The organism is Neptunitalea lumnitzerae (genome assembly GCF_027924185.1).
In the GTDB taxonomy this organism is placed as follows: Bacteria; Bacteroidota; Bacteroidia; order Flavobacteriales; family Flavobacteriaceae; genus Neptunitalea; species Neptunitalea lumnitzerae.
On the sequence record NZ_BRVO01000002.1, the window covers coordinates 23,228 to 41,681 of the forward strand.

The following is an 18,454-nucleotide window of genomic DNA, read 5'->3' on the forward strand; positions in this document are numbered from 1 at the left end:
CATAAACAACACACGATGAAAGTAAATTTAGTAAGCGACACCATTACAAAACCAACAGCAGAAATGTTAAAGGTAATGATGGATGCCAAGGTAGGAGATGATATGTACAGAGAAGATGAGACTACCATAGCATTAGAACAAAAAATAGCAGGTATGTTTGGTATGGAAGCTGCTATGTTTTTTCCCAGTGGTACTATGGCTAATCAAACTGGTATTAAACTGCATACCCAGCCTGGGGACCAATTGATATGTGATAAAGATGCCCATATTTTTCATTACGAATCTGGGGGAGTAAGTTTTAATAGCGGTGTATCTTGTAGAATGGTTGATGGTGACCGTGGTACTATTAAAGCGCACCAGGTAGCTGAGGTTATTAACGACCCTAATTCTTTCCATAGCCCAATGACTACTTTAGTATCATTAGAAAACACGGCAAATAAAGGAGGTGGAACTTGTTATGATTTTCAAGAGATTTTAAAAATTAGAGAAGTTTGTGATAGCCATAACCTTAAGTTACATTTAGATGGTGCTAGATTATGGAATGCCCTTGTAGCTAAGGGTGAAAGTACTACTCAGTACGGAGAAGTTTTTGATAGTATTTCTGTTTGTTTAAGTAAAGGACTTGGGTGCCCAGTGGGGTCTGTTCTTTTGGGTACTGAAGAGTTTATTAATAGAGCTTACAGAGTACGTAAGATACTTGGAGGAGCTATGCGACAAATAGGTTATTTAACTTCTGCTGGTATTTATGCTTTAGATAATAATATTGCCCGTTTGTCGGAAGATCATAGAAGAGCGAAAGAATTAGAAGCTACTTTGGCTAGTTTACCTTTTGTAAAAAGTATCACTCCAGTAGAAACTAATATTATCATTTTTGATTTAGAGGAAGGCTATAGTAATACTGCTTTTATTGAAGCATTGAAGGGATACAACATTTTTATTAGCCCAATGGGAGCTAAGTTAAGAATGGTAACTCATTTAGATTATACTCAAGAAATGCATGAATATGTATTAGACTGTTTAGCTAAGCTTGAATTGGTAACACAGTAATATTTTTTTTCCAGAACATTATTTAAACAGCTTAAAACCATTGGTTTTAAGCTGTTTTTTTTTGAAACATTTGAATAATAGAATCAATTACATTTTGCATGCCTACTTCTGAAGAAAAATAAGAGCTATCGGCAATAGCTTTACCAAACATATCTTTAATAATAAAAAAGAATTTACCGTTGCTTGCGGTTTTACGTTCAAAATTAGTTTTAGATAAACTCAATTGCTTACACAATCTGCTAGCCGTAAACGCATCTTCTTCCGACATATATTCCATGCTAAACAATAGTACATTACCGTTGTTTGTTTTTAAAATGAACTGAAAGTATTCAGTATCGTCTATTTGTATTACCTCAAACATAACCTAACAATTTATTTCAATATACTAATTATCAGTGTGATATAAAATAATTTATTCCATAAAATCGCTCACAAACTGCGTTATTTGGTTAATATCTATCGGTTTAATAATATATCCTTTTACGTCTGAAATATTTTTCGCTCTTTTTATATCATCTTCGTCGGCAGAAGAAGATACGATGTAAATTACTAAATCTAGTTGACGATCATTTTTTATGGGAAGCATTTCTTCCAAGAAATCCCAGCCGTCCATAATAGGCATATTTAAGTCTAAAAGAATAAGTTTTGGTACTTGTAACTCTTTTTCTATATGTTCTTTTATATGGTCTATAGCTTCCTTACCGTTTTCAAAAAGTAAAACATCTACTTTGCCTGGTGCAACGTGCTCAAAGGCAATTTTGGTAAGTTTCCTAAAAACAAGATTGTCGTCAATTATTGCTACCTTCATTTTTCTTATTTTTAAATGTTAAAATAAATGTGGTTCCTTCATTCACTTCACTTTGTATATGAATAAGACCATTAATTTTTTCTACATGAATTTTGGTAAAATACAAACCGAACCCTGTTGAGGGTAAATGGGTTTTGTGAAATCTCTTATTAGGTTTAAAAATTTCATTTCCGTATTTCTTTAAATCAATACCTAGTCCATTATCTTTATATTTTATGATATAGTTAGGACCGTCAAATTCATCTTCAATAGTTATAATCAGTGGTTTGTTAGGGGTGCAATATTTATAAGAATTAGATAATAAGTTATATAAAATACTATCAATATATACTTTAGGAAAGTTTAAGTTATGCGTAATCTTGAAATTGACTGTTACTTCAAGATTAGTGGTAAAATCTAATAAGTTTTTTTGTTGTTCTTCAAAACTAGAGCTTATTGATACATATTCAAAATTACAACTTTCACCTTTTTTAATGGCCATTAGAAATTTATATATGGTATCAATAGTTTTGTTGAGGTTGCCTATGTTGGTTTTAAGCATGTCGTCTAATTCTTCATTGCTTAAAGCATCTCTGTAAATTTCATTATTCTTTAATTCAACAATATTATTTAAAGCTACAATAGGCTCCTTAAGGTTGTGTGATGTTATAGAGGCAAAGTCTTCTAAATATTTATTTTTCTCTGTTAGCCTTATATTATTTTCGGTAAGCGTAATTTGAGCCTTAAGTATCATATTAAAAAGCTTTATAAACTTGGCTACAAATATGAATGCACTTAATATAGATATACCATTTAAAACTAGAAAAATTAAGAAGAGCGCAAAGTTCATTTTAATAAACATAAAATGGACTAAAATGGATACTATAACTATAGTAAGTATAGGAACCCCAAAATAGATAGGAAAAAATTTAAAAGGATTCAAATTAAAGGTATGGTTATTAAGGGTATATACCTGCTCTGCTTTTTTCCTTAATATTAATTGGTAACTTGACAATGAATTTATGTGGAATAGGATAGCTGTATTCCAACTAATAGATTCAAAGCCTTTAATGTTGGCTAAAAAATTCGGATCTATAAAAAAATAATAGATACAAAAAAAACTGATAAGATATACAAGTGTATTTAGTATGAGAACAATCTTATTTTTTTGATAAATGGTTTCAAAATAAATAACTAAAAAACTAAGTAGAAATAGGATGATAGTAATTAAAGAGCTCGACTTAAAAAACGAGAGTCCATATATATTTATCAATTGTAAAATTTGAATCGCTATACCTGCACTAAAAATGTAAAATACATTACTCTTTTTAACTATGTACTTCAATCCTATTAAGAGAAAGCTAACACTAGTTACTATTTTCATAGTAGCCTGAGGATTGTTATTGTAGTTGAAAGTAAGCAATTGAATTTTACCTATAAGCCAAAAAACTATATTTATAAGCGCTATGATTACAATAACCATTGCAGTCAATTTCTTTACTCTGAAATTGAAAATATTTTTTAGACTAGGATTTATTGTAATCATTTTAGCTATACGTGGTTATTATTGTGATAATTATCAAAATATACGTATAAAAAAAATAAATTTTAACTTATTGAAGTGTTAAAAATATAGATTTTTAACAAATAGAAGATATATCTGTACAGTATAAAAAAAGCGAAGTTGAATTTACTTACAACTTCGCTTTTGTTTTGTATAAAATTATCAGTTTTTAAGAAAACATATCCATTCCTGGTATATTAGGCATGCCTTCTTTGGCAACAGCTGCTAATTCTGTTTCATTTACATTAGTAGCTTTTTCAATAGCTTTATTTAAGGTAAGAATAAGATAATCTTCTAACTGTTCTTTATCTTCTAATAAACTTTCATCTATATCAATAGATTTAATAGCTCTGTTAGCAGTTAAGGTTACTTTTAATAAACCATCAGATGATTGTTCATCTACTAACACGGTATCTAGTCTTTTTTTAGTTTCTTCAACTTTTTGTTGGGTTTCTTTTAGTTTACCCATCATTCCCATTAAGTCTCCAAACATATTCTTTTAGTTTTATTGTTTTTGCAAAAATAGAAATCTATCTAAATATTTTATAGGCCTCTGATGTAATTTCCGTATAAATCATTGAATTGATACCCATCTATAAAACGTTGCTTGCTTAATTTGTTAAATGCAACCAAGCCCCACAAAACAAATTCTTTCATAAAATTAGCATCCGTTTCCGGAAGATCTTTTTGATATTTCTGAATTAAATCTGTTAACGGAGTTACTTTGCTTAAAATTTCTTTATACTCTGTATTGGTTACATCATCTACTAATTCAAAATCGGTATTTTCAAAAAACCAACTGATTAAATCGTCATAAGGAGTTTCATCATTGGCTCTTGCCAATTTTTCAATTTTCGGGAAGTAATCAGGGAACAAGGTTTTTATAGCTGACTCTAAAAGCTGAATAGCCACTTCTGAAGCACCTTCTTGTTCACCTTCATAAACTAACTCTACTTTACCTGTTATGGCTGGTATTACCCCCATAAAATCTGATAGCCTTACGGTAGTTGAGGTTTCGCCATTTTGTAAAGCACGTCTTTCTGCGGTACTTAGTAAGTTTTCATAAGCGGTAATACTCATACGGGCACTTACCCCGCTTTTAGCATCTATATAATCGCTGTTTCTGGCTTCAAAACCTATTTGCTCTAAAATATCTTTAGCTAATTCAGGTACATGAATAGCGCCAGATTGTCTACTATCTAATTTAGCTTCTTGTGATGTAATGGTTTTAGCAATAGCTATAGACTTAGGGTAGTGGGTTAATATTTGCGAACCAATACGGTCTTTTAAAGGAGTAACAATACTACCTCGGTTGGTATAATCTTCTGGGTTAGCTGTAAATACAAATTGAACATCTAATGATAGTCTTAATTTAAATCCTCTAATTTGTATGTCGCCTTCTTGTAAAATATTAAATAGCGCTACTTGTATTCTTGCTTGTAAATCGGGTAGCTCATTAATTACAAAAATGCAGCGGTTGGCTCTGGGTATCATACCAAAATGAATCACTCGGTCATCGGCATAACTAAGTTTTAAATTAGCTGCTTTAATAGGGTCAACGTCTCCAATTAAATCGGCCACTGTAACATCTGGAGTTGCTAGTTTTTCATAAAATCTATCTGACCTATGTAACCATGAAATAGGTGTGTTATCTCCTTCTTTTTCTAATAAGTCTATGGCATATTTAGAAAGTGGTTGAAATGGATCATCATGAATTTCAGAACCACTTACATAGGGTATATATTCATCTAACAACTTAGTCATTAATCTGGCAAGTCTCGTTTTTGCCTGGCCACGCAGCCCTAATAAATTAATGTTGTGTTTAGATAATATGGCACGCTCTAGTTCTGGTATTACACTATTTTCGTATCCGTGGATTCCAGAGAAAACTTGTTCACCTTCTTTTATTTTTTGAATAAGGTTATCTCGTAATTCTTCTTTAATATTTTTTGTGGTGTATCCTATGGCTTTTAAATCGCCTAATGTTTTTAATTGCTCAATATTCATAGTTTCTTATCGAATTCTTTTTTTTCTGTTTTTTTCGTAATCTTCAAAAATCATTTCACCCAAATCACTGAGTCCTGTATAAAATGCTTTCCCTTGGTTTGCATAGGTAAACTCTCTAACAAATTTCATTAAGTAGGGGTCTTCGGCAATCATAAAGGTAGTAATGGGTATATGCAATCTTCTTGCTTGTCTGGCCTTGTTGTAGCATTGCCCCACAATATACTCATCTAAGCCCATACTGTTTTTATAATACTCTCCGTTACGTTCTCTAATGCAACTAGGTTTACCATCGGTAATCATAAAAATCTGTTTGTTGGTATTTCTCTTCCTACGCAGCATATCCATAGCCAAATTTAAACCAGCTACGGTATTGGTGTGGTATGGTCCTACTTGTAAGAAGGGAAGTTCCTTTATAGAAACCGGCCATGCATCATTTCCAAAAACCAATATATCTAAAGTATCTTTAGGATAACGTGTGGTTATTAGCTCGGCTAATGCCATCGCTACTTTTTTTGCAGGGGTAATACGGTCTTCGCCATACAAAATCATACTATGACTAATATCTATCATCAGTACAGTACTCATCTGAGCTTTAAACTGGGTTTCTTCTACAACTAAGTCGCTCTCATCTAAGGTAAAGGAATCCATACCATGGTTTATCTGAGCATTTTTTAAACTCTCTGTCATTGAAATTTGCTCCACCGAATCACCATATTGGTAATTTCTAAATTCACCTACTTGCTCATCTCCGCTACCAGTTCTGCTGGTGCTATGGTTTCCTTTGGCTCCTTTCTTTAGTTTACCAAAAATTTGGTTTAATGCGTGTTTTCTTATTGCTTGTTCTGTTTTAGCAGTAATGCTAATACCTGAGCCATTTTCATCTGGTTCTGCTTCTTCTTTTATGTAGCCTTTTTTCTTTAGATCTTCAATAAAGTCATCTAATGTATATTCCGGGGTGGTAAGTTGGTACTCATCATCTAATTGTTTAAGCCATTCTATAGCTTCATCAAAATCTCCGGAAGTATGCGTTATTAATTCTTTGAAGATACCAAGTAATTTTTCGAAAATAGATTCTTCTGGGGCTTCATATTGCTTAAAAACAAAACCTTTTCTATTGTTTTTTGCATTCCTGTTCATATTCTAAATGTATTAAAAAATCTGTAAAGGGTACAGTATATGTTAGAGTTAAAGTTTTGTTAGAACGTTTTAGGAGCATAAAAACATGAGATTTCTGGTTTATTTAATTGACTATATCTGAAATAAAAACATCTTAAACAGTTGTAAGTAAATTTTTATAATTAATAGCGTAAGTTTTTACTTTGTAATTTTTTATTGAATGTTCTAGGTTGTGTTAATGTTTAATTAAATAACAATTTGTTAAGTAGAAAACGTTTTCAGAATTGGTATCTTTATGCTAATTAAATATACATACAAATGAGTACTTTTGAAAACAATACAATAGTAATAACCGGTGCCGCAATGGGACTCGGTTTAGCAGCAGCTAAGGTGCTTGCTAAAAAAGGAGCTAACTTGGTTATAGTAGATTATAATGAGAAAGCTCTTAATGAAGCGCAAGCAGAATTGGCTTCTTTGAATGAAAATATAAAAGTTTTACCTGTAGTAGCAGATGTGTCTGATGAAGCACAAGTTAAGAATTATGTAGATAAAGCTGTAGAGGCATTTGGTACCATCGATGGTTTTTACAACAATGCTGGTATTGAAGGTAAACAAGCTCCTATGGTAGATTATGATATTGACGTATTTAAAAAAGTTGTTGATATTAACCTAATGGGAGTTTATTACGGATTAAAATATGTTATTCCGGTAATGCAAAAGCAAGGTAAGGGTAATATTGTAAATGTTGCTTCTGTTGGTGGTATTAGAGGTGTACTTAACCAAACACCTTATGTAGCTACAAAGCACGCAGTTGCTGGTATGACTAAAAATGCTGCATTAGAATATGGTAAAGATGGTATTATTACTAATGCTATTGCACCGGGTGCCATTTTAACACCAATGGTAGCAGGAGCTTTTAAACAAGTTAATCCTGAAGACCCGGCTGCGGCGGAAAAAGAATATGCATCTCGTAACCCAATAAGAAGATTAGGAAAACCTGATGAAGTAGGGGAGTTGGTAGCTTTTCTTTTAAGTGATGTTTGTACATATGTAAACGGACAAATTATTGCCATAGATGGTGGCGAATCTAATATGTATGGTAATGCATAATTAATATTATAAACACAGAAAAAAAGAGGGCGTTTCATTAAAACGCCCTCTTTTTGTATGAGGATATTTGTAAATTATTAACGTATTGTTGTTTTGATATTACGTAAATTTGCACTTTAATTTTTGAGTCTTATAATTCTATGATATATCCCGCTATTCCCCTAGCACAAACGGTTTTAGAGCTTTGTAAAGCAAATCAAATAAAACATATTGTAATTTCTCCGGGTAGTAGAAATGCGCCTCTTACAATAGGTTTTTCACACGATGATTATTTTACTTGTTATAGTATTGTTGATGAGCGTGTAGCAGCTTTTTTTGCATTAGGTATGGCACAACAGATAGATAGTCCTGTGGCTATTGTATGTACATCTGGTTCTGCTTTGTTAAATTATTATCCTGCCATAGCTGAGGCATTTTATAGTGATATACCTTTGGTGGTAATATCGGCAGATAGACCAACAGATAAAATTGATATTGGAGATGGCCAAACTATTAGACAAACCAATGTGTTTGCCAATCATATAGTATATACAGCTAATTTAAAACAAGATATTCCTCACCAATTGGCTATTCATGGAGATGGTAAACATCAAGATTTACCGTTAATAGATGTTTCTTCTACGGTGCAACTTTATAACGAACAAGAAATTTCTAAGGCGTTGCACGCTGCATTTTTAGAGAAAGGACCTGTACATATTAATGCTCCTTTTGAAGAGCCTTTGTACAAAACCTTACATGCACCTTTAGTTACGGTAAAAGAGTATCCAAGGCCTTTTCATCCTGATGTTATTAGTTCAGAATCTTTACATCAGTTTGTAGAATCTTGGAATACTTCTAAAAAGAAAATGATTTTAGTAGGGGTGCTTAAGCCTAATTCTGTAGAAGAAAAAATAATAGAATATCTAGCAGCTGATAGCTCTGTTGTTGTGTTTACAGAAACTACTTCTAATTTACATAACGATAACTTTTTTCCAGGGATTGATAAAATTTTAGCTCCTATAGAACAGGTGCCAGAAGAATTAGAGAAGCTGCAACCAGAACTGCTGTTAACCTTCGGAGGAATGGTAGTGTCTAAAAAAATAAAGGCTTTTTTAAGAAAATATAGTCCAAAATTACATTTTCATGTAGATGAGAAGAAGGCTTACGATACATTTTTCTGTTTAACACACCATTTTAAGGTAACGGTAAATTCTTTTTTCAGTTATGCTTTTGATGATCTTCAAAAGGTAGATAGTAATTATCAGTTGTATTGGTTAGAAGTTCAAAAACAGCGTAGAATTGCGCATAAAGCCTATGCTTCTGAAATCCAGTATTCAGATTTTTTAGTATATGATTGTATTTTTCACAATTTGCCTAATAATCAGTTACTACAGCTTAGTAATAGTTCTACTATAAGATATATGCAGTTGTTTGATTTAGATGCATCTTGGACTGTTTTCTGTAACAGAGGAACCAGTGGTATAGATGGTAGTACTTCTACAGCTATGGGAGCTTCTATATATTCTGATACACCTACAACCTTAATCACTGGCGATTTGAGCTTTTTATATGATAGCAATGGGTTATGGAACAATTATGTTAGAAAGGATATGACCATTATAGTTGTAAATAATGGAGGTGGAGGTATTTTTAGAATACTACCTGGTGATAAAAATACAAAAGAGTTTGATACTTATTTTGAAACCATTCATAATAAAGATGCATCTCATTTAGCTGCTATGTACGGTTTTGAATATGTATCTGCATCTAGTAAAGATGAAGTAGTAACTCAGCTAACTACGGTTTATGATAACGTTAACAACAGAAATAAGCCTGTTATTTTAGAAATTTTTACACCTAGGTTAGAAAACGATGAAATATTAATTTCTTATTTTAAATATTTAAGAAATCATAGAGCATAACCATCTGCGGGCAGTATCTAAATCTTTAAAAGATTGGTAAGTTCTAGGACAGATTACTTTTTCTACAACTTCAGATTCAAAAGGATAGGTAGTTTTATTGATATAGTTAACTACAGCTATACAGCGTAGATTAAAAAACATATTTTTAAGGTAGAAGTAATCTGTTGGAAAAACAGAATATGAGTTAATTCGGTTAGATATTACTCCATACGGAGTAGTATCTCCGTAATATTTATTAATTAAAAAGCATAAATCTTTACAGGAATCAAAGCTTACTGTAACTCCTTCATTGAATTCAGTGATTACATACTCATCAAAAAAATAAAAAGTACCAATTTTAGTTTGATGCTTTTTATAGAAGGATCCACAACAATTTATTTTTATAGCTTTTTTTTGCATTTTCTCACTATAATTGATGAGACATTAGATGGACAAATATAAAAGCTAGCTATATTTGATTTTTATAAATAGGAATCAAATCGATTAAAAGGTCTAACAATCAGATTATTGACCACATTTTATTATGTTCGTCGAATCGACATTTGTCGAAACAACTTTTAATATATTTGCACAAATTATTATATATGATACAATTAGGAGTTTTTCATAAATTACCCATACTTAGAGAACGTTCGGTAGGTTTATATTTAGGAGATATAAATAAAGAGGAAGATCAAATTTTACTTCCTAGTAAGTACGTTCCGGAAGACTTTACTATAGGGGATGAGTTAGAAGTTTTTTGTTATTTAGACCATGAAGAACGACCTATAGCTACAACCCTTAAACCTTTTATTACTTTAAATGAGTTTGCTCTTTTAAAAGTTTTAGAGGTAAATAAGTATGGAGCCTTTTTAGAATGGGGGCTAGAGAAAAACCTTTTTGTTCCTTTTAGAGAGCAAGCAAGAAAAATGGTAGAAGGTAAGTGGTACCTTGTTTACTTATATCTTGATGAAACTACTAATAGATTGGTTGCTTCTAGTAAAACCAATAACTTTATATCTAACGAAGAGTTAACGGTAGAAAAGTTTGATGAGGTAGATATTATTGTATCTAGATATACAGATTTGGGTGTAGAGGTTATTATTAATAATAAACATAAAGGTTTAGTATATAATAATGAAATTTTTGAAGATTTGTCTTTAGGGGAGAAACGTAAAGGTGTTATTAAGAAAATACGTGAGGATAATAAGATAGATGTATCTTTACAACAGATTGGTTTTAAAAATATAGAACCCTCTTCTGCAAAAGTGCTTGAATTTCTTGAAAGAAATAATGGTTTTCTAGGGTTACATGATAAAAGTAGTCCGGAAGATATCGAAGCCATTCTTGGTATGAGTAAAAAATCTTTTAAAAAATCGATTGGACATCTTTATAAAGAAAAAGTAATTGTAATAGAAGAAAATGGTATTAAGCTAGTGAAATAACTAGCTTAAAATTTTACATAAACATAATTCTTGCATTGTTGTTAAATCATGTAATATCTATACATTGCGTTACCTCATAAACCAATATATTACATGCAAACTAATGCTATACTTTTAGAAAAAATTAGTAGCGGAGATATAGGAGCGTTTAATACGCTCTACAACAATTATTGGGATAGACTCTTTTCTTTTGCTTACAAAATAAGTAATGGAGACAGGGAGCTATCTCAGCAAATTGTTCAAGACATTTTTATATATGTTTGGGAGAAAAAAGAAACTTTAAAAATAGATAATTTAGAAAGTTATTTGTTTCAAGCTACTAAGTTTCAGGTATATAATTACTACAATAGAAATAAACTTAATACCGTCTATTTAGAAGACACGTTTGAAATATACTTAACGGAAGTATCTTTTACAGAAGATCACCCAGTGTATGAGTTATTGTATGGGGCTATTGAAAAACTACCTGAAAAGCGTAAGAATATTTTATTACTTAATAAAATACAAGGATTAGATATTAATCAGATAGCGCAACAACTAGATCTTTCTCCACAAACGGTTAAGAACCAATTAGGTTCAGCTTTAAAACAGTTACGATTAGAATTAAAAGATGTATCTATGGTTATTGCCCTAATTGAACTTTATGAAATATTCAAATAATCTACACTTAATGTTTTCGTAATATTTGGCAATAGTACTTTTTTCGTCATAGTGGTACTTACTAGCGTAAGAAACTAAATAACTGTGAAAAAAAGAAAGCACATTTTAAAGGTACTAACAGACCGATTTTTAAAAGGAGAATTATCTCAGCAGGAAGATGAATTATTAGAAGCCTTTATTAAAAAAGAATATCAACAATCTACAGTACAAAGTACTAGTCATTTAGATAAAATTCAAATATCTAATCATATTTGGTCAGGTATACAGGCTAATATTCAAAAAACACCAAAGGTTATTTATATGCCATATATTAAATACGTGGCTGCTGCATGTATAGTAATAGCCATAGCTATTCCTTTTTTGCTAAATAGAACGCAGTACGAATACCTTGTTACACAAAATAGCATAGATTCAATACAACTACCAGATGGTTCTAAAATATACTTAGGAGCTAATAGTAGTTTAAAATATCCTATAAACTTTAAGGGAGATACACGTAAATTAACTTTAGAGTGTGGTAACGCTTTTTTTAAAGTTTTTCCTGATAAAACTAAACCCTTTATTGTTATCTCTAATGATATTGAAACAAAGGTTTTAGGTACTTCATTTAATATAAATACATCAAAGTCTAGAACAGAGGTGGTTGTTGCCACTGGTAAGGTTAATGTAAGTAGTCCATCAAACTCAATAGACCTAATACCTTTAGAAAAAACTGTTTACAAAAACCATCAGTTAGTGAAAGAAAAAGTGTTTACTAACGAATTTTCTAGTTGGTTTAAAGGGCATCATAATTTTAAAGATACTCAATTAAACAAGGTTACTGAGTTGTTAGCGTATAAATACAATATAGATTTTTCTTATGATGGAAATATAGAAGAAACACAAAAGATTACTATAGACATATCCCCAAACGAAAGTTTATCTCAAATTTTAGAAAACCTATCATTTATAACCCATTTAAACTTTACGCTGCATGACAAAAAAGTAATTGTAACGAACTCCTAAAAAACAAAAAAATCCACAATTGCTGCAACAATTGTGGATTGTATTAAGTATTGACAAACTGATTAATCAACACTAAAACATGTATTTTTTTAAAAACAATTTTCAAAAATCAAGGATTATAACAACTGCAATGTTATTCCTATTATCGCTTACTACCGTTTGGTCTAGTAACCGAGTTTATCAAACAAAGATAACTATTTCTTCAGAAAGCATTACGTTAAATTCTTTATTTTCAAAACTAGAAGAGCAAACCTCGTTTACCTTTAGTTTTGGTCAAGAGATTTTAAACGATCAAAAACAATATGCTATCAATTACGTACAAGAAGATATAGAAGACGTAATGAACGATATTTCTGTGAAGGCAAATTTGTCTTATGTAATATCAAATACTAAAGTTTTAATTAGAAAAAAGACAAATACTCAAAGCGGTTTAAAAACACAAACTACTATTAAAGGTTTGGTTACCGATGAAAATAAGGTGCCGTTACCTATGGTAAATATAGCTGAGTTGGGTACTAATAATGGCGCTGTTACCGATTTTGAGGGTACCTTTACTTTTACGCCACAAACTGAAAATCCGGTATTGGTGTTTACCTACATGGGTTTTGAAACCACGCAAGTTGAAGTAAATGGGCAAACTGAAATAACAGTGCAGATGCAGCCTTCTCAAAATGCATTAGATGAGGTGGTGGTTATTGGTTACGGTAAAGAAACCAAAAGAGACTTAACAGGTGCTGTAGGTTCTGTTAGTGGAGAAGAAATTCAAGAAGTACCTTCTACTAATGTAATTCAGGCAATGAAAGGTAGAGTAGCGGGTTTAGATATTATAGATAATGGCCACGAACCAGGAGGCGGTGTTAGTATTAATATTAGAGGTCAAAGATCTATTACAGCTAGTAACTCTCCTTTAATTATTGTAGATGGTATACCTGTAATAGATGGTTTAAATGACTTAAACCCTAATGATGTGGCTTCTGTAGAGGTTTTAAAAGATGCTTCAGCTTCGGCTATTTATGGTTCTAGAGCGTCTAATGGAGTAATTATTATTACTACAAAGAGAGGTAAAAATGATGAGGTAAAAATAAGCTATAACGGATATTATGGGGTAACATCGGTATCTAAAAAAGTAGATATGATGAACGGAACTGAGTTTGCTCAATTAAGAAGAGAAGCTTACCGTACCTATAATGGTGGTAATACCTATCCTACAGATGCTTCTATTTTTGATGATATAGCGTTAAGCTCTATTGAAAATGGAGAATCTACAAATTGGCAAGATCTTATTTATGAAGAAGGATATAAACAAAGTCATCAATTATCTGCTATTGGGGGTAATGAGAAGTTTAAATATGCTATTTCTGGTAACTATTATGATGAAGGTGGTATTGTAGATAATACTGGTTTTAAAAGATACTCGTTACGTGTAAATACAGATTATGTAAAAAGTAATCGTTTAAAATTTGGAGTTTCATCATATTTAAGTCGTTCTAAACAAGAAACAGTAGATAGTGAAATTTATGATTATGTATTAAAGCTAAGTCCATTAGGAAAGGCATTTGATGATAATGGAGATATTTTGTTTAGACCAACCACCGACGAAGGAAAGTTGATTAACCCATTATCTCAATTTCAAAATGCGGTAAATGAAAACTTTACAACAAGATTGTTTGCTAGTTTATATGCAGAATATGAAGTTTTTAACGGCTTAACTTATAAATTAAAGGCAGGGCCAGATTACAAGCATACGTTTAGTGGATATTTTAATGGAGAAGAAACCATAGCAAATCAGGGGCAAGGTACAACGGCTGGTAATTCTAACTCAGAAGTAACCTCCTTAACGGTAGAAAATATATTAGACTTTACTAAACAAATAAATGCTAATAACCATTTAAATGTAACCTTGGTTAGTAGTTATCAAAAGCAAATTGCTAAGAGTACTTATTTAAATGTAAATGACTTACCATTTAGCTCTAAATTATATTATGATTTAGGAGCTGGGTCTATTACAAGTTTTGGAACTACTTATAGTGATTGGTCTTTAATGTCTTATGCAGGTAGATTTAATTACAAATTAAAGAACAGATACTTGTTTACGGCTACCATGCGTGCCGACGGATCTTCAAGATTATCTGATGATAATAAATGGGGTTATTTTCCTTCTGCTGCAGTAGCATGGATAGCATCTGAAGAAAATTTCTTAAAGAATAATTTTTCTAAACTCTCTAACTTAAAGGTACGTTTAAGCTACGGTGAAACAGGTAATACGGGTATTAATCCGTATCAAACATTAAGTACTTACGATAAAGATTCTTATGCCTTTGGTGATACGGGATATGTAACATATATACCAAGTTCTTTAGCAAATGAAGATTTAAAGTGGGAAACTACCAAAGAATTGAACATAGGATTAGATGCTGGCTTTTTTAATAATAGAATTAATGCAAGTGTTAATTATTACATAGCTAAAACAGAAGATTTATTATTACAAAGAAGTATTCCTATAAGTTCTGGTTTTGAAACTGCTATGCAAAATATTGGTAGCACAGAAAACCGTGGGTTAGAGGTAACTCTTAATACTGTAAATATTGACAGTAATGAATTTAGATGGGAAACAACATTAACTTTTGCTAGAAACAAGAACAAGATTACAGACCTTTATGGAGATGGTACCTTGGCAGATATAGATAATAGTTGGTTTGTTGGTTCGCCAATAAATGTGTACTACGATTATGTTGGGCAAGGAGTATGGCAAGAAGATGAAGCTGCAGAAGCTGCATCATACGGATATAACGTAGGAGAAATTAAAGTTGCAGACCTTGATAATGATGGTGATATTGATGATGATGATAGAACCATTATAGGTACCAATACCCCTAAGTGGACTGCTGGTTTAACTAGTAGAATGACCTACAAGAACTTTGATCTTTCTATACTTATGTTTGCAAGACAAGGTAATGTAACTTACTCAAAATTCTATGATGATTACAATACATTAGGTGGTAAATATAACAATTTAGATGTAGCGTATTTTTTGCCTGAGAATGCTACTAATGCAAATCCACGTCCATATTATAATACTCAAGATAGCAAGTCTTCAGCGCTAGCATATAGAGAAATAAATTTTGTAAAAGTTAAGAACATCGTGTTAGGTTATACATTGCCAGAAACTTTGTTTGAAAAAGTAGGAGTAGATAATGTACGTTTAAATGTAACAGCAGAAAATCCGTTTACATTTACAAAATACGAAGGATACGATCCTGAATATGAAGCATCAGGAGAGAAAGCTTCATACCCGGCTACTCGATTTATTTCAGTTGGTTTAAATGTTAATTTCTAAAAAAAATTCAGTAATGAAAACTATAAAATATTATATAAAAGGAATGTTACTTCTTTTGGTAATGGTAAATATTGGTTGTTCTTTAGATGAAAATCCGTATACCACTACTACTGCGCCAATTTTATTTGCAAATGAAGATGGTGTAAAACAAGCGTTAGCAGGAGCTTATTCTCCCTTAAGGCTTATCTACGGAAGACAGTCTAGCTTATTATTAACAACATCTGGAACAGATATTTTTCAGCATGGTAACGATGGAGACTGGGAACTAGACCAATATGATAACGATTTAAACCCTGCTCAAGGTAGAGTTGATAGAGTTTGGGGAGAGTTGTATCAAGGAGTTTCTGCTTCTAACTCATTTTTAGAAAATATTGAAGGGGTGACGTTTTTAGATGAAGAATTAAAAACTACATACATAGCTGAAGCTAGGTTTTTGAGATCTCATTTTTATTATTGGCTAACCATGCAGTGGGGAGATGTGGTTTTTATGGATAATGCTGCAAACGAAGTAAATACTAATACAACAAGAACAGCTAAAGAAACAATTTGGCAATCTATGTTAGAAGATACTCAGTTTGCAGTAGATAATTTAGATTGGGAGGCAGAAGAATTTGGTAGAATTACCAAAGGGGCAGCCTTACAACAATTGGCTTTTGTTCAAATGTTATTAGGAGACTATAGTGGAGCTAAAGCATCGTTAGATGCTATTATAAATAGCGGAACATATGAGCTAGAGCCTACTTTTGCAGATGTTTTTGATTATGATAATCAAATAAATAATGAAGTTATTTTTTCTGTACAATATACCAATGACGATGTGTATAATGGTGGAGGAAATAGAGGACACTTATTCTTTACACCTAATTATGCTGCTTTTAATGGATTAGAAAGAGAAGCTTCACAAGGGGGAAGACCTTATACAAGATTTAGACCAACAGAATTTTTCAGAAATCTTTTTGAAACTAACGATACCCGTTTTGATGCAACTTTTAGAAGAGTTTGGTATTATAATGTAGACAATTATTCTGCTACAGTAAATTATAATGGCAACAATGTAGCGGTACAAGAAGGTGATTCTGTAATATGGGATATACAAGATGTAAATGGTAATGTGCTTTACCAAAGCAAAATTGCTCCTAATAGAGACGATATGCATTGGGGGATGAAAAAGCATGATGATTACACAAGAAGTTCGGCAAACGATAAAAATGGTTTTAGAGACTTTTTTGTATACCGCTTAGCGGAAACGTATTTGTTAAAAGCTGAGGTTGCCTTTTATTTGGGTAATCAAACAGAAGCAGCTGAAGCATTAAATGTTATTAGAAATAGAGCTGCAGCCTCAGGTACTTCTTTAACAAATATTACGGCATCTGATGTAACTATAGATTTAATATTGGATGAAAGAGCACGTGAATTAGGAGGAGAAGAGAGAAGATGGATGGATTTAAAAAGAACGGGTAAATTGTTAGAACGTGTACAAGCACATAACCCTAATGCTGCACCTAATATTAAGGAGTTCCATTTATACAGACCTATTCCGCAAGCAGAAATTGATGCAAGTACTGGAGGAATGCAACAAAACCCTGGTTATTAATTAGTATATCATGATTAAAAAGATAGTTTACTTAATTATTGTATTGTTAGTAGTTTCAGTACAGTCATTAATTGCTCAAAATACTAGAGTAGATAGTTTACTTACAGATTTTAATAATCATCCGGAATATATTTTGGTGGCAGCTCATAGAGCTGCCCACCAACAATATCCTGAAAATTCTAAGAATGCTATTTTAGAGGCCATTAGGGTTAGAACAGATATTGTAGAATTAGATGTTAGAGAAACAAAAGATCATGAATTGGTAATAATACATGATAGAACTATTGATAGAACCACAAACCAAACTGGTAGCGTAATAGATTTTACCTTGGCTGAATTAAAGGAAATTCCTTTACTACATAATGGAGAACCAACAGACCAGCGTATACTTACGTTAGATGAAGCTTTGAAATTGGCCAAAGACAAAATAATTGTTGATATAGACTTTAAAGCAGAAACAAAGCAAGCTTTCTTTAAGGCTCTGGAGATTATTGAAAGTAATGCCATGGAACAGCAAGTACTTTTCTATATCTATGATGATTATAAGTACATCAAAAAAATAAGAAAATTAGCTAATAATATTACAGTGATGCCTAGAGCATATTCTGAAAAAAATATAAAAAAGTTAGTAGGGTTAGATGTAATTGAAGTAATCCATATTGATTTTTCGTTTTATAACGATGCTTTAATGCAAGAAACTATAAATTCTGGAAGTAGAGTTTGGGCAAATGCATTAGGTAAATATGACAAAATGCAGGTAGAACAAGGAAATGGGTATGATGCCATAACTCAAATGAAAATCAATATTATTCAAACAGATTATCCTGAAGAGTTATTAATTTATTTGAAAGCGCATGGTTTACATCGCTAACAATGTGTTGTTGTTTGATTTTGAATTACAT

General features: G+C 31.7%; 16 protein-coding genes. 9 read left to right on the plus strand and 7 right to left on the minus strand.

What is annotated here, in order from left to right; translation table 11 throughout:
• Nucleotides 1-15: 15 nt before the first annotated feature.
• Nucleotides 16-1,047, plus strand: a complete 1,032-nt coding sequence (locus Y10_RS07665) for a threonine aldolase family protein (protein ID WP_281764800.1) — start codon at nt 16-18, stop codon at nt 1,045-1,047.
• A 46-nt stretch (nt 1,048-1,093) separates the two neighbouring features.
• Here the strand turns inward: Y10_RS07665 and Y10_RS07670 are convergent, their stop codons facing one another.
• The 6 genes from Y10_RS07670 to Y10_RS07695 all read right to left on the minus strand — a co-directional run bounded on the left by Y10_RS07670 (nt 1,094) and on the right by Y10_RS07695 (nt 6,542).
• Entirely contained in the window at nt 1,094-1,408 is a 315-nt protein-coding gene (locus Y10_RS07670; protein WP_281764801.1) for a YegP family protein, read from the minus strand.
• Between the two features lie 51 nt (nt 1,409-1,459).
• Nucleotides 1,460-1,855, minus strand: a complete 396-nt coding sequence (locus tag Y10_RS07675; RefSeq protein ID WP_281764802.1) for a response regulator — start codon at nt 1,853-1,855, stop codon at nt 1,460-1,462.
• Nucleotides 1,836-2,588, minus strand: coding sequence for a sensor histidine kinase (locus tag Y10_RS07680; RefSeq protein ID WP_281764803.1), 753 nt, complete (start codon nt 2,586-2,588; stop codon nt 1,836-1,838). The genes Y10_RS07675 and Y10_RS07680 overlap by 20 nt, the downstream gene beginning before the upstream one ends.
• Before the next feature lie 979 nt (nt 2,589-3,567).
• The gene (locus Y10_RS07685; RefSeq protein WP_281764804.1) at nt 3,568-3,891 is read right to left on the minus strand and encodes a YbaB/EbfC family nucleoid-associated protein; all 324 of its coding nucleotides are present in this window, start codon (nt 3,889-3,891) and stop codon (nt 3,568-3,570) included.
• Nucleotides 3,892-3,941: 50 nt separating this feature from the next.
• A complete protein-coding gene (locus Y10_RS07690) occupies nt 3,942-5,405 on the minus strand; it encodes a sigma 54-interacting transcriptional regulator (protein WP_281764805.1) in 1,464 nt (487 codons plus the stop codon).
• Between the two features lie 6 nt (nt 5,406-5,411).
• The gene (locus Y10_RS07695) at nt 5,412-6,542 is read right to left on the minus strand and encodes a vWA domain-containing protein (RefSeq protein ID WP_281764806.1); all 1,131 of its coding nucleotides are present in this window, start codon (nt 6,540-6,542) and stop codon (nt 5,412-5,414) included.
• A 297-nt stretch (nt 6,543-6,839) separates the two neighbouring features.
• Between Y10_RS07695 and Y10_RS07700 the strand changes: the two genes are divergently transcribed.
• Complete coding sequence (locus Y10_RS07700) at nt 6,840-7,631, plus strand: glucose 1-dehydrogenase (RefSeq protein WP_281764807.1); 792 nt, start codon at nt 6,840-6,842, stop codon at nt 7,629-7,631.
• Between the two features lie 140 nt (nt 7,632-7,771).
• Nucleotides 7,772-9,532, plus strand: a complete 1,761-nt coding sequence (gene menD / locus Y10_RS07705) for a 2-succinyl-5-enolpyruvyl-6-hydroxy-3-cyclohexene-1-carboxylic-acid synthase (protein WP_281764808.1) — start codon at nt 7,772-7,774, stop codon at nt 9,530-9,532.
• Here menD and Y10_RS07710 read toward each other — a convergent pair.
• Nucleotides 9,512-9,931 carry a hypothetical protein gene (locus Y10_RS07710; RefSeq protein ID WP_281764809.1) on the minus strand — a complete coding sequence of 140 codons (420 nt, stop codon included), beginning with the start codon at nt 9,929-9,931 and terminating at the stop codon, nt 9,512-9,514. The genes menD and Y10_RS07710 overlap by 21 nt on opposite strands.
• A gap of 185 nt (nt 9,932-10,116) precedes the next feature.
• Here Y10_RS07710 and Y10_RS07715 point away from each other — a divergent pair, with 185 nt between their 5' ends.
• The 6 genes from Y10_RS07715 (at nt 10,117) to Y10_RS07740 (ending at nt 18,423) form a co-directional block, all read left to right on the plus strand.
• Nucleotides 10,117-10,956 (plus strand): CvfB family protein, encoded by an 840-nt coding sequence (locus Y10_RS07715; protein WP_281764810.1) that lies wholly within the window; start codon nt 10,117-10,119, stop codon nt 10,954-10,956.
• Nucleotides 10,957-11,049: 93 nt separating this feature from the next.
• Nucleotides 11,050-11,616 carry an RNA polymerase sigma factor gene (locus Y10_RS07720; protein WP_281764811.1) on the plus strand — a complete coding sequence of 189 codons (567 nt, stop codon included), beginning with the start codon at nt 11,050-11,052 and terminating at the stop codon, nt 11,614-11,616.
• An 84-nt stretch (nt 11,617-11,700) separates the two neighbouring features.
• Complete coding sequence (locus tag Y10_RS07725) at nt 11,701-12,621, plus strand: FecR family protein (protein WP_281764812.1); 921 nt, start codon at nt 11,701-11,703, stop codon at nt 12,619-12,621.
• 130 nt (nt 12,622-12,751) lie between these two features.
• On the plus strand, nt 12,752-15,958 hold the full coding sequence (locus Y10_RS07730; protein WP_281764813.1) for a SusC/RagA family TonB-linked outer membrane protein: 3,207 nt from the start codon (nt 12,752-12,754) through the stop codon (nt 15,956-15,958).
• 13 nt (nt 15,959-15,971) lie between these two features.
• Nucleotides 15,972-17,552 (plus strand): RagB/SusD family nutrient uptake outer membrane protein, encoded by a 1,581-nt coding sequence (locus Y10_RS07735; protein ID WP_281764814.1) that lies wholly within the window; start codon nt 15,972-15,974, stop codon nt 17,550-17,552.
• A gap of 10 nt (nt 17,553-17,562) precedes the next feature.
• A complete protein-coding gene (locus Y10_RS07740) occupies nt 17,563-18,423 on the plus strand; it encodes a glycerophosphodiester phosphodiesterase family protein (protein ID WP_281764815.1) in 861 nt (286 codons plus the stop codon).
• Nucleotides 18,424-18,454 lie beyond the last annotated feature (31 nt).